General features: G+C 73.1%; 22 protein-coding genes. 6 read left to right on the plus strand and 16 right to left on the minus strand.

The genetic code is table 11. From position 1 onward, the window contains the following. Window positions 1-149 precede the first annotated feature (149 nt). The 3 genes from AOM03_RS04785 to AOM03_RS04795 form a co-directional block, all read right to left on the minus strand. The gene (locus tag AOM03_RS04785; protein WP_062378662.1) at window positions 150-1451 is read right to left on the minus strand and encodes an ISL3 family transposase; all 1302 of its coding nucleotides are present in this window, start codon (window positions 1449-1451) and stop codon (window positions 150-152) included. A 231-nt stretch (window positions 1452-1682) separates the two neighbouring features. Continuing rightward, window positions 1683-3956, minus strand: a complete 2274-nt coding sequence (locus tag AOM03_RS04790) for an ATP-dependent DNA helicase RecG (protein ID WP_062378664.1) — start codon at window positions 3954-3956, stop codon at window positions 1683-1685. Next, window positions 3953-5476, minus strand: a complete 1524-nt coding sequence (locus AOM03_RS04795; RefSeq protein WP_156157615.1) for a DAK2 domain-containing protein — start codon at window positions 5474-5476, stop codon at window positions 3953-3955. Before AOM03_RS04795 ends, AOM03_RS04790 begins: the two co-directional genes overlap by 4 nt. Before the next feature lie 224 nt (window positions 5477-5700). Here AOM03_RS04795 and rpmB point away from each other — a divergent pair, with 224 nt between their 5' ends. Further along, on the plus strand, window positions 5701-5892 hold the full coding sequence (rpmB, locus tag AOM03_RS04800) for a 50S ribosomal protein L28 (protein ID WP_062378670.1): 192 nt from the start codon (window positions 5701-5703) through the stop codon (window positions 5890-5892). 209 nt (window positions 5893-6101) lie between these two features. Here rpmB and AOM03_RS04805 read toward each other — a convergent pair whose 3' ends face one another. From AOM03_RS04805 to AOM03_RS04830, 6 genes are all read right to left on the minus strand, one after another. After that, entirely contained in the window at window positions 6102-7043 is a 942-nt protein-coding gene (locus AOM03_RS04805; protein WP_082092112.1) for a thiamine-phosphate kinase, read from the minus strand. A gap of 48 nt (window positions 7044-7091) precedes the next feature. Beyond that, window positions 7092-8066, minus strand: coding sequence for an NAD(P)-dependent alcohol dehydrogenase (locus tag AOM03_RS04810; RefSeq protein WP_082092113.1), 975 nt, complete (start codon window positions 8064-8066; stop codon window positions 7092-7094). Further along, window positions 8063-9082, minus strand: a complete 1020-nt coding sequence (locus AOM03_RS04815; protein WP_062378675.1) for an NAD(P)-dependent alcohol dehydrogenase — start codon at window positions 9080-9082, stop codon at window positions 8063-8065. Before AOM03_RS04815 ends, AOM03_RS04810 begins: the two co-directional genes overlap by 4 nt. A gap of 85 nt (window positions 9083-9167) precedes the next feature. Next, window positions 9168-9392, minus strand: coding sequence for a helix-turn-helix transcriptional regulator (locus AOM03_RS04820; RefSeq protein ID WP_062378678.1), 225 nt, complete (start codon window positions 9390-9392; stop codon window positions 9168-9170). Continuing rightward, window positions 9392-9838 (minus strand): hypothetical protein, encoded by a 447-nt coding sequence (locus tag AOM03_RS04825; RefSeq protein WP_062378680.1) that lies wholly within the window; start codon window positions 9836-9838, stop codon window positions 9392-9394. Before AOM03_RS04825 ends, AOM03_RS04820 begins: the two co-directional genes overlap by 1 nt. Before the next feature lie 82 nt (window positions 9839-9920). Further along, window positions 9921-11279, minus strand: a complete 1359-nt coding sequence (locus tag AOM03_RS04830; protein ID WP_062378683.1) for an MATE family efflux transporter — start codon at window positions 11277-11279, stop codon at window positions 9921-9923. Window positions 11280-11651: 372 nt separating this feature from the next. Between AOM03_RS04830 and AOM03_RS04835 the strand changes: the two genes are divergently transcribed. Next, on the plus strand, window positions 11652-12164 hold the full coding sequence (locus AOM03_RS04835; protein WP_082092114.1) for a DUF3515 family protein: 513 nt from the start codon (window positions 11652-11654) through the stop codon (window positions 12162-12164). A 167-nt stretch (window positions 12165-12331) separates the two neighbouring features. On the opposite strand, the gene AOM03_RS04840 is transcribed toward AOM03_RS04835, so the two are convergent. The 4 genes from AOM03_RS04840 to murA are packed head-to-tail and all read right to left on the minus strand — an operon-like array spanning window position 12332 to window position 16447. After that, window positions 12332-13423, minus strand: a complete 1092-nt coding sequence (locus AOM03_RS04840; protein ID WP_062378684.1) for a D-alanine--D-alanine ligase family protein — start codon at window positions 13421-13423, stop codon at window positions 12332-12334. Continuing rightward, window positions 13420-14424 carry an NAD(P)H-dependent glycerol-3-phosphate dehydrogenase gene (locus AOM03_RS04845; protein ID WP_062378686.1) on the minus strand — a complete coding sequence of 335 codons (1005 nt, stop codon included), beginning with the start codon at window positions 14422-14424 and terminating at the stop codon, window positions 13420-13422. The genes AOM03_RS04840 and AOM03_RS04845 overlap by 4 nt, the downstream gene beginning before the upstream one ends. Further along, window positions 14421-15134, minus strand: coding sequence for a lysophospholipid acyltransferase family protein (locus tag AOM03_RS04850; protein WP_062378688.1), 714 nt, complete (start codon window positions 15132-15134; stop codon window positions 14421-14423). Before AOM03_RS04850 ends, AOM03_RS04845 begins: the two co-directional genes overlap by 4 nt. A 2-nt stretch (window positions 15135-15136) precedes the next feature. Continuing rightward, on the minus strand, window positions 15137-16447 hold the full coding sequence (murA, locus tag AOM03_RS04855; protein ID WP_062378691.1) for a UDP-N-acetylglucosamine 1-carboxyvinyltransferase: 1311 nt from the start codon (window positions 16445-16447) through the stop codon (window positions 15137-15139). A gap of 122 nt (window positions 16448-16569) precedes the next feature. Between murA and AOM03_RS04860 the strand changes: the two genes are divergently transcribed. Beyond that, window positions 16570-17571 carry a PfkB family carbohydrate kinase gene (locus AOM03_RS04860; RefSeq protein ID WP_162197263.1) on the plus strand — a complete coding sequence of 334 codons (1002 nt, stop codon included), beginning with the start codon at window positions 16570-16572 and terminating at the stop codon, window positions 17569-17571. Window positions 17572-17822: 251 nt separating this feature from the next. Continuing rightward, complete coding sequence (locus tag AOM03_RS04865) at window positions 17823-18791, plus strand: PrsW family glutamic-type intramembrane protease (protein WP_062378693.1); 969 nt, start codon at window positions 17823-17825, stop codon at window positions 18789-18791. A gap of 159 nt (window positions 18792-18950) precedes the next feature. On the opposite strand, the gene AOM03_RS04870 is transcribed toward AOM03_RS04865, so the two are convergent. Together AOM03_RS04870 and AOM03_RS04875 are read right to left on the minus strand one after the other, a co-directional pair. Further along, a complete protein-coding gene (locus AOM03_RS04870; protein WP_062378695.1) occupies window positions 18951-19607 on the minus strand; it encodes a nucleoside/nucleotide kinase family protein in 657 nt (218 codons plus the stop codon). A gap of 58 nt (window positions 19608-19665) precedes the next feature. Further along, on the minus strand, window positions 19666-20493 hold the full coding sequence (locus AOM03_RS04875; RefSeq protein WP_227589883.1) for a CPBP family intramembrane glutamic endopeptidase: 828 nt from the start codon (window positions 20491-20493) through the stop codon (window positions 19666-19668). Between the two features lie 70 nt (window positions 20494-20563). Here AOM03_RS04875 and AOM03_RS04880 point away from each other — a divergent pair, with 70 nt between their 5' ends. Further along, complete coding sequence (locus tag AOM03_RS04880; RefSeq protein WP_062378697.1) at window positions 20564-21319, plus strand: CPBP family intramembrane glutamic endopeptidase; 756 nt, start codon at window positions 20564-20566, stop codon at window positions 21317-21319. Between the two features lie 132 nt (window positions 21320-21451). After that, on the plus strand, window positions 21452-22609 hold the full coding sequence (locus tag AOM03_RS04885) for an ATP-binding protein (protein ID WP_227589884.1): 1158 nt from the start codon (window positions 21452-21454) through the stop codon (window positions 22607-22609). A gap of 73 nt (window positions 22610-22682) precedes the next feature. On the opposite strand, the gene leuD is transcribed toward AOM03_RS04885, so the two are convergent. Continuing rightward, window positions 22683-23321, minus strand: coding sequence for a 3-isopropylmalate dehydratase small subunit (leuD, locus tag AOM03_RS04890; protein ID WP_062378699.1), 639 nt, complete (start codon window positions 23319-23321; stop codon window positions 22683-22685). Between the last annotated feature and the right edge of the window lie 4 nt (window positions 23322-23325).

Genomic DNA, 23325 nt, shown 5'->3' on the forward strand with positions numbered 1-23325 from the left:
CAAAACGCGTGAATTCGGCTAGCGCGCGGCAACAAGATCCTCTGCGCTCCCGTGCCTGGTTCGGCTCGCGCGACCGGCCACGGCTCTGCCACGGCATCGGAGCCTGACCCGCACCCGTCGGGTGACCGAGCCAAAGCGGCTCTTCGCATTTAGGGGTGTAGGAGTGGTCTGAAGCCGCCGGCCTCGAGCAGGGACCTGGCGATGTAGTGGGTGAGGTTGCGGAAGCCCAGGGCGGATCCGCGGAGGTGCTCGAGTCGGCCGTTGATGGCCTCGGTGGGTCCGTTCGAGGTTCCTGGCCGGTCGAAGTACGCCAGGACGTCGGCGGCGCGATGGCTCAGGGTCCGGCCGAGGCGGCGCAGCTCGACGAGCGGTGCCGGCACGCCGGTGCGCAGTGACTCGATGAGGCCGGCGAAGTTGGCGCGGGCGGCGACGCGGTCGGGGTGGCGGTAGGCGGTGATGATGCGCTGGTAGACACCCCAGGTGACCTCGACCTCAGCATGGTCGTCGGTGTCGAACAGCGCCTCGAGGCGTGCCCACTGGCGGTCGGTGAGGTACTCCAGCCCGGTATGCAGGATCCGGCGGGCCATGTACAGCGGGTCGCCGGCCCGTCCTCGATGGCCGTGGATGGCTTGCTGCAGGCGGCGACGGCACTGGTCGAGGGCGTCGCCGGCGAGCTTGACCACGTGGAAGGGATCCATCACGGCGGTCGCGGTCGGGAGTTCCTCGGCAGCTGCGGTCTTGAACCCGGAGAAGCCGTCCATCGCGATGGAGTCGATCCGGTCCCTCCAGCACTGAGGCCTCTCGGATAGCCACGTCTGGAACGTCTGTTTCGATCTGCCAGGGATCATGTCGAGTAGCCGGGCCGGGCCGGTCTTGTCGCGTACCGGAGTGAGGTCGATGATGACGGTGACGTAGTTGCCGCCGAACCTGCTGTGTCGCCACACGTGCTCATCGACCCCGAGGACCCGCACGCCGTGGAAGCGGGTGGGGTCGTTGATGAGCTGGCGGTGCCCTTCGGTCAGGACCGCGTCGTTCGCGGTGTGCCACGCGACGCCGAGCCCCGCCGCGATCCTCGCGACGCTGAGGTGGTCCACGACGAGCGCCGTCAGCGCCCATGCGAGGCCGCCGCGCGAGACCTTCGCCCGTGGCTCGGCGGCCGCGCGTAGGTCGTCACGCCAGAACCGCTCACACGAGGCACAGCGCCAACGTCGCACTCGGATCGCCAGTGTCGTGGGTCGCCCACCGAAGGGCTCATGCGCGAGCGTGCGAACTGTCGTGCCGCGTGACACGCCCCGGCCCCCGCACCCGTGACAGCGGTCGTCAGGGTCGGCGACGCGGCACTCGAGCACCGCCCGATCGTCGTCGATCCGCTGCCCGGTGACCGTCAGGCCCAAGGCGTCGAGGTTGCAGAAGGTCGTGAGGTCGGGCGCGGCGAAGGTAGCGTGGGACAAGTCGAGGTCTTCCGGACGGGTGTGTAGGAACTTCCATCCTGGGGGACCTCGACCCCTACCCCCGACCACATCACCCCGCAGACCGACCTACACCGTCAAATGCGAAGAGCCGCCAAAGCGACAATCAGCTACCCCTCACGCGCGGGAATCGCTCAGAAGCGACCACCAGCTACCCATTCGGAAGCAGCGGGCGGCGGGCGCGGGCGGGGCGGCGGGCGCAGGCGCGGGGCCCTACGAGCGGCTGAGGAAGTCCTCGCGCTCGGGGTCGAGCATGGAGGCGATGGCCGCGGCGAGCTCGGGGTGGGAATCCAGCGCGGGGTCCGTGTCCACCAGCGCCGTGGCCTCGCGGCGGGCCTCGTCGATGAGCGCGGCGTCGCGCACCGCCCGCAGGAGCCTCAGCGAGTTCCGTCCGCCCGACTGGGCCGCGCCCAGCACATCGCCCTCGCGGCGCAGCTCGAGGTCCTTCTCCGCCAGCACGAAGCCGTCCGTGGTCGCCGCGAGCGCGGACAGCCGCTCGTGCGCGGTGGTGCCCTCCTCCGCGAGCGAGACGAGCAGGCACAGCGAAGGCTTGTCGCCGCGGCCCACGCGCCCGCGCAGCTGGTGCAGCTGCGAGATGCCGAAGTGCTGGGCGTCCAGCACCACCATGACGGTGGCCTCGGGGACGTCCACGCCCACCTCGATCACCGTCGTGGACACCAGCACCGGCGCCGCACCGGACGCGAAGCGGGCCATCGCGGCGTCCTTCCGGTCCGCGGTGAGTCGACCGTGCATGGCCTCCACCTCGATGCCGGCGAGCTCGGGCCGCGCGCGCAACTGCTCGGCGACCTCCGCGACGGCGGCGAGCGGCGGTCGCGGCGGCCCGCCAGCGGTGTCGGTCGCGCCGGCGGCGGCGGCGTCGAGATCAAGGGTGCCGCCGCCGGATGCCCCGGCACCGCCGTCGGCGTCGACCGGCGTCTCCTCGGCCTCCTCCTCGGTGTCGCCGTCGATGCGCGGGCAGACCACGTAGGCGCGCCCGCCCGCCGCGACCTCCTCGCGCACGCGCGCCCAGATCCGGTCGATCCACGCGGCGTTCCCGGCCGGGACCAGGTGCGTCACGGTCTCCTGGCGGCCCGCGGGCCGCTCCCCCAGCACCGAGGTCTCGAGGTCCCCGAAGACCGTCATAGCCACGGTGCGCGGGATGGGCGTCGCGGTCATCACCAGCGTGTGCGGCACCCGCTCGCCGCGCGCCCGCAGCGCGTCGCGCTGCTCGACGCCGAAGCGGTGCTGCTCGTCGACCACCACCAGCCCCAGGTCCGCGAACTGGACCGTCTCGCTCAGCAGCGCGTGCGTCCCGACCACGATCCCCGCGGCCCCGGAGGCCGCCTCGGCCAGCGCGAGCCGCCGCTCCTTGGACCCCTGGGACCCGGTGAGCAGCGTCACCCGCGTCGCGGCCTCCGCGGCGGTCAGCATCCCCGCGTCGGCGAGCGGCCCCAACAGGTGCCGCAGCGACCGGGCGTGCTGGGCGGCCAGCACCTCGGTGGGGGCCAGCAGCGCCGCCTGCCCGCCGGCGTCCACCACCTGCAGCATGGCGCGCAGCGCCACCACGGTCTTGCCGGAGCCCACGTCGCCCTGGAGCAGCCGCAGCATCGGAGTGTCGCGCGCGAGGTCGCCGGCCAGCGTCTCCCCCACGGACCTCTGCCCCGCGGTCAGCGCGAACGGCAGCCGGGCGTCGAGCGCGTCGACCAGCCCCCCGGCCGCCGCCGGACGAGGCACGGCCGCGAGCGCCGCGTGGTCGGCGCGCCGGCGCGCGAGCGCGGTCTGCAGGACCAGCGCCTCCTCGAAGCGCAGCCGCTCCCGGCCGCGCCGTGCATCGTCCACCGTCTCGGGAACGTGGACCAGCCGCAGCGCCTCGAGCAGGGTGGGCAGGCCGCGCGACTCGCGCAGCGAGGCGGGCAGCGGGTCGGGGACGTCCGCCTCGGTGAGCGGGTCGAGGACCCCGCGCACGGCCTTGCCGATGCGCCAGGTGGGCATGCTCGCGACCGCCGGATAGAGCGGGATGGGGCGGGAGGCCTCGGCCAGCGCATCGTCCTCGGTGGCCGAATCGACGCCCACGATGAGGTAGTCCGGGTGCGTGAGCTGGCGGCGCCCGCGGTAGTCGCCCACCGTGCCGGTGAAAAGTCCCTGGCGGCCGGCGCGCAGCTTGTCCTCGTGCATGCGCAGCACCCCGGCGCGCTTGGCGAAGAACGTGAGCTGCAGGCTGTCGTGGCCGTCGGTGACGATCGCCTCGAGCATCGCGCCGCCGCGGGAGCACATCTGGCGCACCGTCGCGGACCTCACCTGGGCCATCACGGTGACGTGCTCGCCGATCGCCAGGTCGCCCAGCCGGGTCAGCTGGCCGGGCTCGCCGTAGCGCCGGGGGTAGTGGCGCAGCAGGTCGCCCACGGTCTCCAGGCCGAGCTTCCCGAGCGAGGCCGCGGTGCGCGTGCCCAGCACCGTCGCGAGCCTCTCGTCGAGCCGTGAGGTCACGCGCGCTCCACGCCGACGAGCAGGGGCGGCCAGGACTGCCTGCCCTCGTAGATGACCACGTCGGCGCCCGGCGCGCGCGCCTCGAGGGAGGCGCGCGCGGCCTCGCCCACGGAGTCGTCGATGCCGCGCGCGAGGATGAGCGTCACCACCTCGGTGGAGCCGTCCACCATGCGGTCGAGGTCGTCGTCCAGGGCGTCGCCGGTGCTCTGCGCGACCGCGGTGCGCTCCACCGCATCGGTCATGAGCCCGACCACGTCCTCACCGGGCGTCGCGAGCGCCGACGCCGCGATGGCCGCGATCACCTGCGCCTCGTGCGCCGCGTCGACCACGACCAGGCGGGGCCTGCCGCGCCGGTCCGCGAGCGCCCGCGCGGCGGCGAGCAGCTCCGGCGTGCCGGCGACCACGATCGCCTCCGCACCCGAGGCGTCGCGCACCGCGCGCATGACGCCGCGCTGGCCCAGCGCCGCGGGGTCGGGGACCACCAGCACCACCGCGCCGGCGTCGGCCAGCGGCTCGGCGAGCCCGGGGCACGTGGTGAGCGCGACCACGCCGGTCGCGGTGCGGTCGGGGAAGCTCGACATGGCGATCGAGCGGACGATGACCTGGCGCGCGTGCACCTCCGACGCCACCATGACGGCACGGTGGGACTCGTCGGTGTGGACGTGCGCGTGGAGCACGCCGTGGCCGGCGTTGACGGCGACCGAGTCGCCGATCGCCTCGAGATCCCGCGCGACGCTCGCCCGCAGCTCGTCCGTGTCGACGTCCTCGGCGGGCTCGGCGACGAACATCACCTCGTACGCGCCGCCGTTCGGATCGCCGTGGCCCAGCCTGCCGGGCGAGGTCACGCGGTGGCCGCGGCCGGGCAGCTCCCACTGGACCTCGGGGGACGCCGCGAGCGCGTCCGCGCCGGCGATGGTCTCCGCGAGCATCTCGAGCTGCAGCACCAGCGCGGCGGCGCCCGCGTCCACGACGCCCGCCTCGCGCGCGCTGGGCAGTTGCTCCTGGGTGCGGCGCAACTCCGCCCGCGCGCCCTCGACCGCGGCGACGATGACGGCCTCGCGCGCCCCGCCCGTCGCGGAGACGTCCGTGGCGGACCGCGCCGCCGACCGCGCGACGGTCAGGATGGTGCCCTCCACCGGCGTGCTCACCGCCGAGTACGCCGCCTGCGCCGCGTGCGCGAGCGCCTGCGCGATCGCGTGCGCGTCGACCGCGTCGAGACCGCCGCGCTCGTCGATCACCCGCAGGAACGAGGACAGGTACTGGCTCACGATCACGCCCGAGTTGCCGCGCGCGCCCAGCAGGGCCCCGCGCGCGAAGGCCGCGACCACGTCGCGATGCGAGGCGTCGCGCGGCAGGCGCGCGATCGCCCTGTTGCCCTCCTGCAAGGTGAGGTAGACGTTGGTGCCCGTGTCCGCATCGGCCACCGGAAAGACGTTGATCTGATCGAGAGTGCCGCGCGAGCGCTTCATCGCGTCGAGGCCGGACCCCAGCCACCGGCGCAGCGCATGCGCTTCGCTCACGGTCACCTCCGGTCCACGCCGCCTGCGGTCCCGGACGGCCCTCGTATTATGGTCACACGACGCACCGACACCGCCGGGCCCGCCCCTGCATCGTCGCGCGCGACCCGCCGCGTTTGCCGGGTCCGCGCCTTGTCGGTTACTCTAGTGCGGTTGCCCGATCATCCGGGCCCCACAACTTTGGCAGGTCGAGTGGTCGATCTGCGCCCAACACTAGGAGAACTATCGTGGCTGCCAATTGCGACGTCTGCGGCAAGGGACCGTCCTTCGGTCACAGCATCTCGCACTCGCACCGCCGCACCAAGCGTCGCTGGAACCCGAACATCCAGCGCGTTCGTGCCGTGGTGTCGGGTGCCCCCAAGCGTGTGAACGTGTGCACCTCGTGCCTCAAGGCCGGCAAGGTTCAGCGCGCCATCTGATCGCGCACGGGGCCTGACCCCGTGACCTGAAAAGGCGGGTACCGCGTGGTACCCGCCTTTTCGCGCGCCCGCGTCCTGGACACTGCGCACGGATTCGAGTCCGACACGCCGTTCCCGGGGACGATGCGCGGCCTCCTCACCGGCGCGTCGCGCCTCATTCCGTGCGGAGCGTCCGCGGGGGCCGCGGGGGCCGCGGGGGCCGGGCCGGGTCAGCCGCCGAAGTGGTCCCAGCCCTGCGCGGTCGGGACCTCACCGTCCACGCGGACACCGGCGAAGGCGTCCGTGGTGCGGCCAACCACGGTCCAGCCCGCCGGCACCGCGCCCTCGGACGGCAGGACCGCGAGCATGTGGTGGTCCTCTCCCCCGGTCAGCGCCCACGCGGTCGCGTCCCCGTCGAGCGCGGCGGCCACGCCGTCCAGCGCCGGCAGCCGCGGCACGGACACCGCGTCGATCTCGATCCCGACCTCGGACGCCCGGGCGAGGCGGCCCGCGTCGCGCACCAGCCCGTCGGACACGTCCATGAGCGCGGTGGCCCCGTGCAGCGCGGCCTCGAGACCGGCGCCGATGCGCGGGCGGGGTCGCAGGAACAGCCCCACCGTCTCCTCGTCGACCAACTTGCCGGCGGACAGCTGCGCGAGCCCCGCCGCGGCCGACCCGAGCGGCCCGGACACGGCCACGACCTGGCCGGGCAGCGCATCGGCCCGGGTCACGGGCTCCATACCGTGGGTCTCGCCCAGGACGGTGACCGAGATGGAGATCTGGCGGGACGCGGACAGGTCCCCGCCGACCACGCCGACGCCGTGGGGCTCGCAGGCCTCGCGCAGGCCGTCGGCGAACCGCAGCACCCAGTCGGCCTCGAGGGCGGGCGGGGCGGCGAGCGTGATCTGGAGCGCCGTGGGGACGGCGCCCATGGCGTCGATGTCCGCGAGGTTCTGCATCGCGGCGCGCCAGCCCACGTCCTCCGGGCTGGACCAGTCGAGGCGGAAGTGGTGGTCCTCGAGCAGCACGTCCGAGCTCACCACCAGGTCGCCGTCGACCGCGACGACGGCGGCGTCGTCTCCGGGGCCCAGGATCTCCGCGTCGGTGGTGGGAAGCCGCGGGGCGAACGCCGCGATGAGGGCGTCCTCCCCCATGTCGCCGATGGTCATCATGCGCGCAAGCCTAGGCGCGCCCGGGCCGGGACCCGGTCGCGTCCGTGCTCACGCCACCTGCAGCACCACCTTCCCGGCCACGTGCTGCGCCTCGAGCGCCGCGAACGCCTCCGCGGACCGTTCGAGCGGGTAGGTCTCCTGCACCACGGGGTGCAGTCGGCCCTCCGCCATCCAGGCCGCGACGCGAGTGAGATTCTCGTGCGACGGCTCGGTGCCCACGACCACCACACGCCGGCGCGCGACCGGCGCGACCGCCTTGGCGGAAAAGATCGCCCACGCGGGCCCCAGCAGCGGCCCGCCGCCCAGCCCGCCGGCCGCCAGGTACACCCCGTCGGGCTCGATGATCCGCTTGAGCCTGGTGAGCCTGGTGGTGCCCACCGTGTCGTAGACCACGTCGAAGGTCTCGCCGCAGTCGAGCACGCTCTCGCGCGTGTAGTCGATGACGCGGTCCGCGCCCAGGTCGCGCAGCATCGCGGCGTTGCTCCCCGAGCACACCGCGACCACGCGGCTCGCGCCCAGGACGCGCGCGACCTGCACGGCCAGGTGGCCCACGCCTCCCGACGCGCCGATGACCAGCACGCGCCTGCCCTCGCATCCACCGCCGTCCTCGAGCCCCCCGAGCGCCGTGATGGCGCCGATGGGGATCGCGGCGGCGTCCGCATCGGACACCGCGTCCGGGATGCGAGCGACCCTGGAGGCCTTCGCGATCGCGTACTCGGCGCAGGCGCCGAAGCCCAGGAAGCCGAAGGCGCGGTCGCCCACCTCCCAGCCGTCGACGCCGGGGCCGAGCGCGTCGATCTCGCCCGCCGCATCGGCCCCCACGACCCGCTCGCCGGGGGTGAACAGTCCGTAGGAGAAGCGCGCGAGCCACGGGTCGCCGCGGTAGATGTGCCAGTCCCAGGGGTTCAGCCCGGAGTCGCGGACGCGGATGCGCACCTCGCCCTCGCCGGGCTCCGGGACCGGGATGTCACGGAGCTCGTGCGTCTCCGGCCCACCGTACGAGTGATAGGTCACTGCCTTCATGGTGTCACCACCACCTTTCCTGCGGCGTGGTGTCCGGCCACGCGGTCGAGTGCTGCGGAGGCCTCCGTCAGCGCGAAGACGGTGTCGAGGTGCGGGCGCAGCGTGCCCGCCGCCACCATCGAGGCGAGCGACTCGAGGTCCTCGCGATGCGGCGCCGAGACGAAGGTCGTGACGCGTCTGCCCCGGGTCACCAGGTTGATCCACTGAGCCTTGGCGACCCGGGTCATCGGTCCGCCGTCGGGTCCGGGGACGCCCGAGTTGGGCAGCAGGGTGCCGCCGTCCGCGACGAGCGCGAGCATCTCCCGGATGCGGTGATTGCCCACGTTGTCGAAGACCAGGTCGAAGCGTTCGCCCAGGTCGAGCAGCGACTCGCGCGTGTAGTCCACGACGCGGTACGCGCCCAGGTCGCGCACCCAGTCGACGTTGCGCGTCGAGCACACGGCGGTGACATGCGCACCGCGCGCGGCCGCGAGCTGCACGGCGAGGTGGCCGATGCCCCCGGAGGCGCCGTTGACGAGCACCCGGGCGCCGGACTCCAGGCCCCCGGGCTTCGCGCCCACGGGCTCCAGGCCCCCGGCCCGCAACCCGTGGAGCGCGGCGAGCCCCGCCATGCCCACCGCCGCGGCGTGCTCGGGCGGGACCGCGTCGGGAAGCCTCGCGAGCCGCGCGGCCGTCGCCGTCGCGTACTGCGCCAGCGACCCGCGTGCCGCGCCGAACACCCGGTCGCCCCGGCTCAGCCCCACGACCGAGGCGCCCACCTCCATGACGGTGCCCGCCGCATCGGACCCCCGGACGGGGTTCCGGGGCCGCCGGAGCCCGGAGCCGAGCCGCAGCACCCGCGGGACGCCGCGCATGAGGAACACGTCGGCCGGGTTGATCGCCGCCGCCTCGACGTGGATGAGCACGTCCTTGGGTCCGGGCGCAGGAACGGGAATCCGGCCGGTGGAGATCGTCTCGGCGCCGCCGTACTCGTGTTGGATGGCCGCGATCATCAGGGTGTCGGTGGCGTCGGTCATGGCGTCGCCGCCCGGCGCGCCGAGAGCGCGCGATGGTTGCTGAAGAACTGCATGACTCCCCCTCCCCGCCCGTGGCGGGCGGGTATCAGGCGGCGTCCTCGGGGTATTGGAAGACGTCGTCCAGCGGCACCTCGAAGGCCCGCGCGATCTGGAACGCCATCTCGAGCGACGGGCTGTAACGGCCCTGCTCGATGGCGATGACCGTCTGGCGGGTGACGCCGATGCGCTCCGCCAGCTCGGCCTGGGTCATCTCCCCGTGCGCGAAGCGCAGCGCGCGGATGGAGTTCATGACCTTGGTGGAACGGGCCATCACATGCCCGTCCGGTAGGCGTGGGCCCGGGAGCCCGCGGCGATGATGCCCGCGAGCAGGCCCGCGAGGAACAGGGTGTTGGCGACCCAGAACGGGTCGAGGTCGAGCATGAGCTCGATGGTCGCGGCGAGGCCTCCCACCGAGGCCATCGTGTACGCGCGGGAGTTGCCCAGCCGCTCGATGTCGCGGTCGCGCACGTCGCCTTCCTCGAACTGGGCCTTCTCCCCCGCCATCTCGGCGTTCACGGCAGTGGCGATCGCCGAGGCGATCGTGCCCAGGATGATGAACACGATGAGCGAGCCCCAGGCCCACAGCATCGGGGTGATCCAGCCGATCTGCGCGACCGGCCGGTCCGCGGCCTGCGTGAGGACGACCGTGAAATACACGAGTCCCACGAGCGGGAACACGACGAGGGACGCCCAGACGGTGCGCTCGGTCATGGTCATCGCGGCCTCCCATGTCAAGGGAACTTGACATCTCCAAGGTAAGACCGCCTTGACATGCTGTCAAAGGTTCTTGACATGAACCTCACGCCGGCTCGTGCTCGAGCCACCTCCCGGCGCGGGTCACCCGCCAGTACGCGAGCCCCAGGAAGGCCCCGCGCGCCACATTGAACAGCAGGAACGCGCGCCACAGGTCGTGGTTGGGCGCATCGCCGATCCACCACAGCCCCGCCAGCAGCGCGGGCACGAAGACCGCGAGCGCGGAGGCGATCATCATCGTCATCATGTCCCGCGACCGGCCCGAGCCCAGGAAGACGCCGTCGAACAGGTACGCCCCGGCGGAGGCGAGCGGGAGCCAGACCACCCAGGGCATGTACTCCTCGGCGGCCGCGGTGACGTCCGGCAGGTTCGTGAGCACGCGCAGGAACGGGGTGTGCGCGACCAGGTAGACCAGGGTGAACACCAGGCCGATGCCCACGGCGGGCACCGCCGACGCCGCGACCGCCCGATGGAAGCCGGGCACGTCGCGCCGGCCGATCTCCCGCGCCGCCATCGCCTCCGCCGCGTGCGCGTAGCCGTCCTGGCCGTAGCTGGCGAGGAGCATGAGCTGCATGAGGATCGCGTTCGCGGCGAGGATGTCCGGCCCGAGTCGCGCGCCGTACGCGGTGACGAAGGTGAGCACCGCATACAGGACGCCGGTGCGCACCAGCAGGTGCGTGTTCATCTGCGCGAGCCGCCGCCAGCCCGACCGCAGCCCGCGCCCCCGCCAGCGGCGCACCGCGGCCCGCTGTATCGCATCGGCCCGCCTCCACCACAGCGCGAGCGCGACCACCAGCCCGACCCATTCCGCGATCGCCGTCGCGGCTGCGGCGCCGGCGCTGTCCCAGCCGAGCCCGCCGACGAACAGCACGTCGAGCCCCAGGTTGAGCACGTTGACGGTCGCGACCACGGCGAGCGGCCGGCGCGTGTCCCCCGCGCCCACGAACCAGCCGTTGAGCACCAGGGTCAGCAGCGCCGCCGGCACCGAGGCCATGCGGATCCACGCGTACTGGACCGCGAACGTCCGCACGTCGCCGGCCGGCGCGAGCACGCCCATGAGCAGGGGTATCGCGACCCACTGGACGACGAGCACCGCCCCGCCGATGCCCACCGCCAGCAGCGCGGCGCGCTGCGCATGGCTGACGGCCTCCTCCTCGCGGCCGCCGCCCAACGCCCTTCCCACCAGGGACGTCGTCCCCGTCCGCAGGAAGGCGGCGAGCCACAGGAGCCCGGACAGGACGGTCGAGCCCAGCGCCACGGCGCCCAGGTGGGTCGCGGTGGAGAAGTGGCCCAGCATCGCCGTGTCGACGAGCCCCACGAGCGGGACCGTGACGTTCCCGACGATCGCGGGCCACGCCAGGGCGAACGCGCGCCGATGCGGGAGCCGGGCGAGCGCGAGAGTCACCGGCCGAGGCTACACCGGGGACGATGCGCGGGTTGCGGGCCGCGCGGCGGCCTCCGCGGGTGCGGGCGGCGGCCTCCGCGGGTGCGGGCGCGGCCTCCGCGGGCGTCGGCGCCAGGGTATGGGGTGCGGGACGCTAGCCGAATTCATGCGTTTTGGGCGGGCGTGGGCCGCCCGGAAGACACTTCCCAAAGTGCATGAATTTGGCTAGCGCCGCAAAGGCAATCGCCCCGCGCTCCGCCTTCGGGTCTTCTGCACCGACGTGCCACATGCCCCGTGCCCCGGGGATTCCGCGGCCCAGCGCCCCCGTGCCCCCGGGATTCCGCGGCTCGCGGACGACCTTGGGCATCGTCCCCGGTCCCCTAGGCTTTCGGCATGCACCGCCGCCACCGCGACCGCCCGACGAGGGCGACCGCCGTCGCGGCGCTCCGTGCGGTGGCCGGAGGCGCGATGGCGCTGGTGGCCGCGGCCGGGATGACCGGCTGCGCGCACCCCGTCGTCGTGGACGCGGCGCCCTACGCCGCGGACCCCGACTGCGCGCGCGTGATGATCGCGATGCCGGAGGTGGTCGGCGGGCTCGAGCGCGTCCCCACCACGTCGCAGGCGACGGACGCGTGGGGCGAGGACTACACGCTGGTGATGCGCTGCGGCGTCGAGCCGCCGGGCCCGAGCACGGACGAGTGCCTCGCGGTGGAGTCGGGCGACCTCACGGTCGACTGGCTCATCGTCGACGAGGGCGACGCGTGGCGCACCACCACGTTCGGTCGCTCCCCCGCCGTCGAGCTGCTCGTGCCCAAGGAGCGCGCGCAGGACGCGATCGGCGACGTGCTCGCGGAGGTGTCGCGCGCGGCCGCGAAGGCACCGGCCAACGGCCTCGAGTGCCGCTGAGCCGCCCAGCCCAGCCCAGCCCCGCCCCGCCCCGCCCCGATCACCTCTCCACACACGGTGGCCGAGGAACGCCGCGAAAATGCTGATATCCGCGCGACACGCCGACGACACGCCGGGCCCTGTGTGGAGAGGCGTAGAAAACGTGTGGACCAGTGACGCGGGGTGCCTCAGCGCAGCCCGACCGGACGCGCCAGGGCCACCTCGAGCATCGTCTGCACCAGCTCCGGGTACTCGACCCCGGCGGCGGCCCACATGCGCGGGTACATCGACGAGGGCGTGAAGCCGGGCATCGTGTTGATCTCGTTGACCACCACGGACCCGTCCTGCGTGACGAACACGTCGACGCGCGCGAGGCCCGCCCCGTCGACGGCGCGGAAGGCGCGCGCGGCGACATCCGCCACGAGCTCGGCGACGGCGGGCTCCAGCGACGTGGGGCACAGCAGCGCCGCGCCGTCGGCGTCGAGGTACTTGGCCTCGAAGTCGTAGAAGGCGTGGTCGCCCTGGGTGACGATCTCGCCGGGCGGCGAGGTCAGCAGCACGGTCGCGGTCTCGAGCACGGCGGTCTCGATCTCGCGGCCCACCACGGCGGCCTCGATGAGCACCTTGGGGTCGTGCTCCTGGGCGTGCGCGACGGCCGCCTCGAGCTGATCCCACGACGTCACCTTCGAGATCCCCATCGAGGATCCGGCGCGCGCGGGCTTGACGAACACCGGCAGGCCGAGCGCCACGATGTCCTCGCGCTGCTCCTCGACCCCGCGGTGCGCGGTCACCACCACGTCGGGCGTCACGGGCAGGCCCGCGTCCCGGAACGCGATCTTCATGAACTGCTTGTCCATGCCCATCGCCGAGGCGAGCACGCCCGACCCGACGTAGCGCACGTCGACCAGCTCGAGCAGGCCCTGCAGCGTCCCGTCCTCGCCCCACGGCCCGTGGAGCAGGGGGAACACCACGTCGATCGTGCCCAGCGACCGGACGGCGCCATCGGCGCCCACGACCCGCCACTCGGACGAGGACGCACCGAACGGCGGCAGCACCGTCTCGCCGGACGTCCCGACCACGGGCATGGCGCCGTCGACGATCCCCCAGGCCGACGCATCGTCCGATGCGACGGTCCACTGGCCGTCCGGCGTGATGCCGATCGCGACGACGTTCCAGCGCTCGCGGTCGATCGCGCCCAGGACGCCGCCGGCGGTGACGCAGGAGACGCCGTGCTCGGAGGAGCGGCCGCCGAACAGGACGGCGACGGTGGGGCGCGTCACCCCTCGACCTCGGACTTGCGCGGCCGGGACAGGAGCGCCTCGATGACGGCGCCCACGGGTGCGCGCTGCTCGAGCATGGTCACCACGCCGGCGCAGATGGGCACGTCCACGCCCGCGGATGCCGCGAGCTCCTGGACGGCGAGCGCGGTCTTGACGCCCTCGGCGACGCCGTTGGTCGCGGCGATCGCGTCCTCGAGGGACAGCCCGTTGCCGATGTGCGCGCCCAGCGTGTGGTTGCGCGACAGCGGCGAGGCGCACGTGGCGATGAGGTCGCCCATGCCGGCCAGGCCGGAGAAGGTCTCGGGGCGCGCGCCCAGCGCGAGGCCCAGGCGGGTCATCTCCGCGAGGCCGCGGGTGATGACGGTCGCGGTGGTGTTGTGGCCGTAGCCGAGCCCGTCGGTGATGCCCACGCCCACGGCGATGACGTTCTTGTAGGCGCCGCACAGCTCGACGCCGGGGAGGTCGTCGTTCGTGTAGGGCCTGAAGTAGGACGATGCGGTGGCCTCGGCCACACGCTCGGCCGCGGCCTGGTCGGGGCACGCCACCACGGTCGCGCACGGCTGACGCTGGGCGATCTCGCGGGCGAGGTTCGGGCCCGAGACCACGGCGACGCGCTCGGCGGGCAGGTCCCACACCTCAGCGATGACCTGGGACATGCGCCGGTACGTGCCCGTCTCGATGCCCTTCATGAGCGAGACGACCACCGCATCGGCCGGAATGAGGTCCTTGAGGGGCGCGAGAATCTGGCGCGCGAGCTGCGCGGGGACGGCGACGAAGACGAGCTCGGCGCCGGCGAGGGCCTGGGCCACGTCCGTCGTCGCGACGAGCGTGTCCGGCAGGGCCACGCCCGGCAGGGACAGCTCGTGGGTGCGCCGCTCCTGGATCTCGGTGATGACGTCCTCGTCGCGGCCCCACAGGGTGACGTCCGTGCCAGCGTCGATGAGCACCTGGCTGAACGTGGTGCCCCACGCGCCGGAGCCGAGCACCGCGGCCCGGGTCACTTGGCGTCCCCCTGCTTGCGCATGTCGTAGGGCGTCTCGGGCGGGGTCTCGCCGCGGATCTCGGCCACCATGTCCGTCAGCGTAGCCATGATGCGGTCCGTGGCGGCGCGCAGGGTCGCGGCGTCGAGCTCGCCGCCGCGGAACTCGTCGAGGTCGACGGGCGGGCCGGCGACCACGGTGATCCGCTTGGGCGGGATGGGGTGGACCATCTTGCCGTAGCGCGGCAGCAGGCGCTGCGCGCCCCACTGCGCCACGGGGATGACCGGCACGCCGGTGGACAGCGCCATCCTCGCCACGCCGGTGCGGCCCACCATGGGCCAGAAGTCGGGGTCGCGCGTGAGCGTGCCCTCGGGGAACATCGCGATCATGTCGCCGCGCTTGAGCACCTTGACGCCCTCCTCGAGCGCCTCGATCGCACGGGACGTGCCGCGGTGGACGGGGATCTGGTCGAAGCCGCGCACGATCGGCCCGATGACGGGCGCCGTGAACAGGCTCGCCTTCGCCAGGAAGCGCACCGTGTGGCCGTTGTCCCACAGGAAGTGCGCGAGCGTGATGGGGTCCGCGTAGCTCATGTGGTTGGACACGGCGATGAAGCCGGTGTCCGTGGGCAGGTGCTCCGCGCCGTGCCAGTCCTTGCGCGTGACGGACTGCATGATCACGCGCAGCGGCTTGGCCGCGTTGCGGTACCAGCGCGACGGCTGGGTCGCCACGGCTACTCGACCTCGGCGCCGAGCGCGGCGAGCTTGGCGCGGAAGTTCTCGTAGCCGCGGTCGATGATGCCGATGCCGTGCACGGTGGACGTGCCCTGGGCCGTGAGCGCCGCGATGAGGTGGGAGAAGCCGCCGCGCAGGTCGGGCACCTCGATGTCCGCGGCCTGGAGCGGCGTGGGACCCGAGATGACGGCCGAGTGCTGGAAGTTGCGCTCGCCGAAGCGGCACGCGACGTTGCCCAGGCACTCGCGGTAGAGCTGCACCTGCGCGCCCATCTGGTTGAGCGCATCGGTGAATCCGAAGCGGTTCTCGTAGACCGTCTCGTGGACGATGCTCAGGCCGGTCGCCTGCGTGAGCGCGACGACGAGCGGCTGCTGCCAGTCGGTCATGAAGCCGGGGTGCACGTCCGTCTGGAGCGCGATGGGCTTGAGATCGCCGCCCGGGTGGAAGAAGCGGATGCCGTCGGCCGTGACGTCGAACTGGCCGCCCACCTTGCGGAACACGTTGAGGAACATGCCCATGGTGCGCTGCTGCGCGCCGCGCACGAAGATGTCGCCCTTGGTCGCGAGCGCCGCCGAGGCCCACGAGCCCACCTCGATGCGGTCGGCGAGCGACGTGTGGTCGTAGCCGCGCAGCTCCTTGACGCCCTCGATGGTGATCGAGCGGTCCGTCGACACGGAGATGATGGCGCCCATCTTCTGCAGCGTGTCGATGAGGTCCTTGATCTCGGGCTCGACGGCCGCACCCTCGAGGTGCGTGACGCCCTCGGCCATGACGGCGGTGAGCAGGAGCTGCTCGGTCGCGCCCACGGACGGGTACGCGAGCTTGTGCTTGATGCCGGTGAGGCCGTTGGGGGCCTTGAGCAGCAGCCCGTCGGGCATCTGGGTGACGGTCGCGCCGAACTTCTGGAGGATCTCCAGGTGGAAGTCGATGGGCCGGTCGCCGATCCGGCAACCGCCCAGGTCCGGGATCACGGCCTCGCCCAGGCGGTGCAGCAGCGGGCCGCACAGCAGGATGGGGATGCGCGAGGACCCGGCGTGCGCCGCGATCTGGGCCGCGTCCGCGGGCACGAGCGCGGAGGTGTCCATGTGCAGGTCGCCGGCCTCGACGTCGTAGTCCACCGGCGCGCCGTGGAGGCGCAGCAGGGAGGACACCACGCCCACGTCACGGATGTTGGGCACGTTGCGCAGCGTCGACGGGGTCGAGCCGAGCAGCGCAGCCACCATGGCCTTGGACACGAAGTTCTTGGCGCCACGAACGGTGATCTCGCCCTTCAGCGGGCGGCCGCCGGTGACCCGGATGGAGTCGGTCATGCGGACCATCTTCCCCCATACGTGACGGGACCCACGAAACGACCGGCCGGTTTCGCCCCTCGCGGAAACGGCCGGGGGACGATGCACGGGCCGGGTCGGGCGCCCGCCCTAGAGTGGGCGAGGTGAGAGCCACCGCCGGGCCGGGCCGGAACCGAGCCACCGCATCGTCCCCCGTCGCTGCCCCGTCTACCAGCACCGCGCCGTCCACCAACACCGCGCCGTCCACCAGCACCGTGCTGTGCGCAGGGCTCGCCACGCTGGACATCATCCAACTGGTCGAGCGCGTGCCGGCGGCCAACGAGAAGGTGGTGGCGCGCAACTTCGTCATGGCCGCGGGCGGCCCGGCCGCGAACGCCGCGGTGGCCGCCGCGGCCTGCGGGGCGCGAGCGACGTTGGCGACCGCGCTGCCGGAGCACGATCTCATCGGGCTGATCGTCGCGGACCTGGCCCGGTGTGGAGTGGACGTGGTCCGCGCCGCCGCGTACGGCGGCCCTCCCATCACGGCGTCGATCCTGGTCACCGCGGCGACGGGCGAGCGCGCGGTGGTCTCGCCGTCCGGGGCGGCCACGGTGGGGACGCCCGAGGCGACGGGCGCGGCGGCGAGCCTCGACGGGGTGGGCGCCGTGCTGATCGACGGCTACTTCCCCACCGTGACCCTGCCGCTCGCGAGGGCGGCCCGGGAGCGCGGCATCCCGGTGCTGCTCGACGGCGGGAGCCACAAGCCGCACACGGACGCGGTGGTGCGGGAGGTGGACCTCGCGGTGGTGTCCGACGACTTCGCGCCGCCGGGCACGGACGCCTCGCCGAGTCAGGTATTCGACTATCTTGCCTCGCTGGGAGTGACGCGCGCGGTCATCACGCGCGGGGACCGGCCCGTTCTCTATCGGACGCCCGCGAGTGCGGGCGAGGTTGGGGTGACGCCCGTCTCCCCCGTGCTCGACACCCTGGGCGCGGGCGACTTCTTCCACGGCGCGCTGGCCACGCGCGTGGCCGCGCTGGGATTGAACGATGCGCGCCTTCCCGCGGACCTGGAGTTCGCGGCGGCCGTGGTGGCCAAGTCGCTGGGCTCGTTCGGGACGCGTGCGTGGCTGTCTGCGGGCTCGGAGGACCATCCCGGTCGCTAGTCGCGGCGCGCTCTGGTGCCGCGGTGCCCCGACTGCCCGCGCCGCCCGGTTCCCCGGTTGGCCAGTCCCCAGGTTCCTCGGTTGGCCACTCCGCCCGGTTGCCCGGCTGCCCCCGCCCAACCCGGTTGCCCGGCGGCCCCGCCCGGCCCGGCCCTGGAACTCGAGGCGGAGCCCGGACCGGGGGTTTCCCCTACCCCGGGTGGGGCGCGCGCCCCGGTGTCGGCCGTGGCTCTGCGGGGTGGAATGGAGCCATGACGAACCCGACGCCCTCCGGCGCCACCGCCGCCCCCGAAGCATCCACGCCCTCCGGTGCACCCGCCGTCACTTCCGCCGCCTCCGCCGAGCCCGCGGTGAGCCGCGTCGCCCGCATCGCCGCGATCGCGACGACCGTCGCCGCGGCCGTCCTCACCGGCCTCTACCTGTGGCACATGCTGCTGCGCGCGCAGCCGCTCGACGCGACCGCGTCGGAGTCGGGCTCGCTGCTGCTCCACCACCCGGCCGCGGCGGGCACGGCGATCGTGCTGGCGATCGCGGCCTCGGTGATCGCCGCGAGCTACGTCGGCCGGTCCCTGCGCCGCTTCGGCACTCCCCTGCTGCTCGGGCTGGGGCTGCTGTGGGGCATGGGCGCGCCCGTCGTGGTGGGCCAGGTCGAGTGGCTCGACCCGATGTCGCCGGCCGGCGCGGTCGCGGGTCCCGTCATCGAGGAGGTCGTGAAGGCCTCGCTGCTCGTCGGCGTCGCGCTGCTCGCCGGGCGCCTCATCGCCAGCCCGGTCCGCGGCGCGCTGCTCGGCTGGGCCGTGGGCCTCGGATTCATGCTCACCGAGAACCTGCAGTACTTCCTCAACTTCCTCGTCTACAAGCCCGAGGGCTCCGGCGACGGCTGGATCGCGGTCGCGGTGCGCTCGGTCTCCACGCTGACCGGCGGCCACTACGTCTACACCGCGCTGGTGGGCCTGGCGATCGGCGCGGCGCTGGCGCGGGGCGGCCGGCTCCGCCTCGTCGGCGCGACCGCCGCGGGCCTGGGCCTCGCCGCCGTGGTCCACGTGGCCGCGAACATGACGCCGCTGGCCGCGATCGTGCTGCTGGTCATCACGATCCTGCTCGCCCGCCGCATCCGCCGCGCCGCCACCCGCGAGGCGACCCCGACCCCCGAGGCCGCCCCCGCCCCTGAGTCAGACCCCGCGTCCGCCGCCACGGTCCGGGACAGTGTGGACCGCTGAATCACCCTTCCCGCGTGCTGCGGGACGGTGGGGACCGGTGTGCCATGCGCGCATCGGTCCCCGCTGTCCCGCAGGATGCGCGACCGCGGTCTGAGCGGTCCTCAGTGTCCCGGACGGGCGTCGGCGGTCCTCAGTGTCCCGGACGGCGGAAGACGGTCCTCAGTGTCCCGGACCGGCGGAGGTGCCCTCGCCCTCCCGGACCAGCGAAGCGCCGTCGACCACCACGTCGGCGGAATCGAGCGCCGCGGCCACGAGGCGCGCGTTCGCAGCGTCCACGCGGTCCACCCAGGCGACCGCCGCATCGGCCTCCCGGCCCGTGGCCACGCGCCGCGCGACCAGCCGCTCGCGGCACACCGCCCACGGCACGTCGAGGTGCCACAGCTCGTCGAGGTGGCGGCGCACGTCCTCCCAACCGGGAATCCCCAGGTAGTTGCCCTCGGCGATGACCACGCGGATCTGCGGCGGCACCGCGATGCGGCGGGGCACCACTGCGTGGAGCTCGCGGTCGTACTCGGGCGCGCGCACCGCGGAGCGCCGCGCCTCGCGGATGTCCCCGAGCAGCCGCGCGAGACCCTCACGGTCGAACGTCTCGGGGGCGCCCTTGACGTCGGCCAGCCCCTGTTCAGCCAGGTCGTCCGGGCCCAGGTGGAAGCCGTCCATGGGCACCACGACCGCGGGCGTGCCGGTAGCGACCAGGTGGGCCGCGAGCTCGCGGGCCAGCGTGGACTTGCCGGACCCGGGCGGCCCCGCGACGCCCACCAGGACGCGCCCCGACGCGGCGAGGGCGCGGGCGCGCTCCCCCAGGATCTCGATCATGGCGCGGCCTCTCTCACGGACTTCACGGATCTCTCGGACTTCACGGACTTCACTAACTTCACGGCGCCGTCACGAAGACGTCGAACAGGTGCGGGTGATGCGCGTGGACCAGGACCCCGAACACCACCGCGTCGAACAGCAGATGCACCGTCACCACGTAGGGCAGCGACTTGGTCCGGGCGAAGATCCACCCCTGCACCAGCGCGAACGGCACGGTGAGCCACGGCCCCCACGCCTGATAGCCCAACTCCCACAGGAAGGACACGAACACGACGGCCTGCAGCACGTTCGCGAGCGGCATGGGGAAATGCGCGCGCAGCAGGGCGAAGACGATGCAGATGAAGAACAGCTCGTCCCACAGCCCCACCGCGTTCACGCCGATGAACAGGCGCACGATCTCCCCGGTGGAGTCGAGGTCCGGCCAGTTCGTGTAGACGCCCGAAGAGATGAAGTAGTACGGCAGCACCAGGTACGCGATGACCACGACGGCCACCAGATACAGCCACATGGTGCGCGTCCACCGCTGCCCCGTCCCCACCGGGAAGCGGATGGTCGAGTCCCGGAAGCCGATGCGCGAGATCAGCGTGGGGACCAGCACCGCCAGGGACAGGGCCACGGTGAAGCGGGCCATGCCCGCGTCGGAGAGGTCCGCCTGGAGCGAGATGGCGGAGATGATCGCCTGGCCGAGCGCGATGAGCCCCAGGTCGCGCGCAAGGCGCCGGTCGACCGCCGCCGCGAGCGCCACGCCCGCCACCAGCGGCACGTAGCCGAGCGGGCGCACGTGGACCGCGAACAGCAGCACGGCGGCCCCGACCACGAGGACCGCCGCGGCGACCCGCGCGGCCGTCCGTGCATCGGCCCTCAACTCGGGCGTCTCGACGGTCACGAGGGAACTATGCCAGAGGCGCGCGCCCGCCCTGACCCGGATGGGGCCGCCCGCGCGGCAGGATCGGGGCATGAGCGTTCCGACCACCCCCGCACCGCCCGCCCGCCGCATGACCTGGTTCGGCCTGGTGGGCCTGATCGTCGCCTTCGTGATCGGGCAGTCGATCGTGTCCATCGTCTTCTTCGACGCGCTGTCCGAGCGCGCCTTCCCCGACGTCCACGCCGGGCTCAAGGTGGCGGCGGTGCACGGCGCGGGCACGGCCATCGTCGCCCTCGCCATCACGTGGAAGCGCTGGTGGCCGCAGGTGCTGCGCGACCACCTCCCCGCCCGGAGGTGGGTGTGGTGGCCGTCGCTGGTGCTCATTGCGGTCGCCATCGGCATGGCCGACTACGGGCGCATCGGCGAGGCCGGCCTCGCCGTGCTGGGCGCCGTCGCGCTGGGCACGCTCATGATCGCGGTGGGCGAGGAGCTCCTGTTCCGCGGCGTGGCGGTCGTGTTCCTGCGCGAGCGCTTCGGGGAGCTGGGCGTGGCACTCCTCAGCTCGCTCCTGTTCGGCCTGGTCCACTTCCCCGCCGGCCCGGTGCAGGTGGTGTTCTCCGCCCTGCTCGGCTTCGTGCTCTACCTGGCCCGACGCGTCTCCGGCGGGCTGATCCTCCCCATCGCGGTGCACGTCGCATGGGACCTCAGCGTCTTCACGGCGTCGCTCAACAGCACCGAGCCGGTAAGCTCCGACGCCTCGTTCGCCCTCGCGATCGCGAACGTCCTGGTCGTCCTCGTGGCGGCGATCCTCTGGCGCCGGGTCTCCCCCGCATCGTCCCGGGCCTGAGCGAGCACGCCTCTCCATCGACCCGCGAGGACGCCGGGAGACACCGAGGGCCATGCCGCGTGGCCACCTCCGCTCGAGAATCCCATCGACAACTCACCCCGCAAATCAAACATGGCGTATTAGAATTTCAGGGTGAGCAACCTGTGGCTTCCGCGCGATCGTGACACCACGCAACTGCGCGCCGCGCTCGATCGCGCACCTGCCGTACTTCTCACCGGGCAACGCCAGGTGGGCAAGACCACCCTGGCACGCAAGCATGTGTCCCCACAGCGCAGCCACTACTTCGACCTCGAGGACCCCCGAGACCAGGCGAGGCTCGCCGATCCGATCCTCGCACTGGAGCGCCTCTCAGGCACGGTCGTGATCGACGAGGCGCAGAGGCTTCCCGGGCTGTTCCCCGCCCTCCGCGTGCTGATCGACCAGGACCGCAGACCCGGCCGATTCCTCCTGCTGGGCAGCGCCTCGCCGGACCTCGTCGGCCTGGGAGCGGAGTCGCTCGCCGGCCGAGTCGCGCTCGTCGAACTGGGCCCGCTCGGGCTCGCCGAGGTCGGCGCGGGCCACCTCGATGCACTGTGGCTTCGCGGGGGACTGCCCGAGGCGTTCACCGCCGCCAGCGATGCGGCCGCGGGCGCATGGCTGGGCGACTACATCTCGACCTTCCTCGAGCGTGACCTCGCGCAGCTCGGCTCGCGCGTGCCCGCGACCACCATGCGCCGCTTCTGGACCATGCTCGCGCACCGCCACTCCGGCACGTGGAACGGCGCCGAGATGGCGCGCTCACTCGACGCCTCCCCACCGACCGCTCGCCGGTACCTCGACTCGCTCACCGACGCCCTTGTGGTTCGCCAGTTGCAGCCCTGGGTTGCGAACATCGGCAAGCGGCAGGTCCGCTCACCCAAGGTGTACCTGCGCGACAGCGGCACCCTGCATCGACTCCTGGGGATCCCCACCATGGACGACCTGCTCTCGCACCCGATCCTCGGCGCGAGCTGGGAGGGCCTCGTGGTCGAGCACATCGCCCGATGGGGCGTGCCGATGTACTTCTGGCGCACGCAGGACGGCGCGGAGATCGACCTGGTTCTCGACCTCGGCTCCGCGCGATGGGGCGTCGAGATCAAGCGCACGGACTCCCCCAAGGTGACGCCGAGCATGCGCCACGCGCTCGACGACCTGGGCCTCGAGCGCATCATCGTCGCCCACGCGGGAACCGACCGCTTCCTCCTCGCCGGGCGAATCGAGGCGATCGGAGCAGGCGAGCTGCTCACCTCGGAGGGACCGCCTGCCCCCTGAGCGCGCGACGGAACGCGGCGAGGGCCGCACCCCGGGTGGGATGCGGCCCTCGCGGGACGATGCTGTGGCCGGGTCAGGCGACCGGGCGCGCCGCCTCGATCTCGACCTTGGGCAGGGTCTTGGCGGGCAGGGTCTGCGGGCGCCACGCGTCGCGGGTGGCCTCGAACGCGGTGATGTCCTCCTCGTGCTGGAGGGTGAGGCCGATGTCGTCGAGGCCCTCCATGAGGCGCCACCGCACGTAGTCGTCGATCTCGAACGGCACGGTGAGCTCGCCGCAGGTGACCGTGCGGTCCTCGAGGGAGACGGTGATCTGCTTGCCGGGCTCGGCGTCGAGCAGCTTCCACAGCAGCTCGACGTTCTCCTGGCTCACCACGGCGGCGAGCAGGCCCTGCTTGCCGGAGTTGCCGCGGAAGATGTCCGCGAAGCGCGACGCGATGACCACCTTGAAGCCGTAGTCCTTGAGCGCCCACACGGCGTGCTCGCGGGAGGACCCGGTGCCGAAGTCGGGGCCGGCGACCAGGACGGAGCCGTTCTGGTACTCGGGACGGTTGAGGATGAAGTCGTCGTCGCCGCGCCAGGCCGCGAAGAGCGCGTCCTCGAACCCGGTGCGCGTGATGCGCTTGAGGTAGACGGCGGGGATGATCTGGTCGGTGTCGACGTTCGAGCGGCGCAGCGGGACGGCGACGCCGGTGTGAGTGGTGAACTTCTCCATGGCG

Origin of the sequence: Demequina pelophila (assembly GCF_000971175.1) — a bacterium.
In the GTDB taxonomy this organism is placed as follows: Bacteria; Actinomycetota; Actinomycetes; order Actinomycetales; family Demequinaceae; genus Demequina; species Demequina pelophila.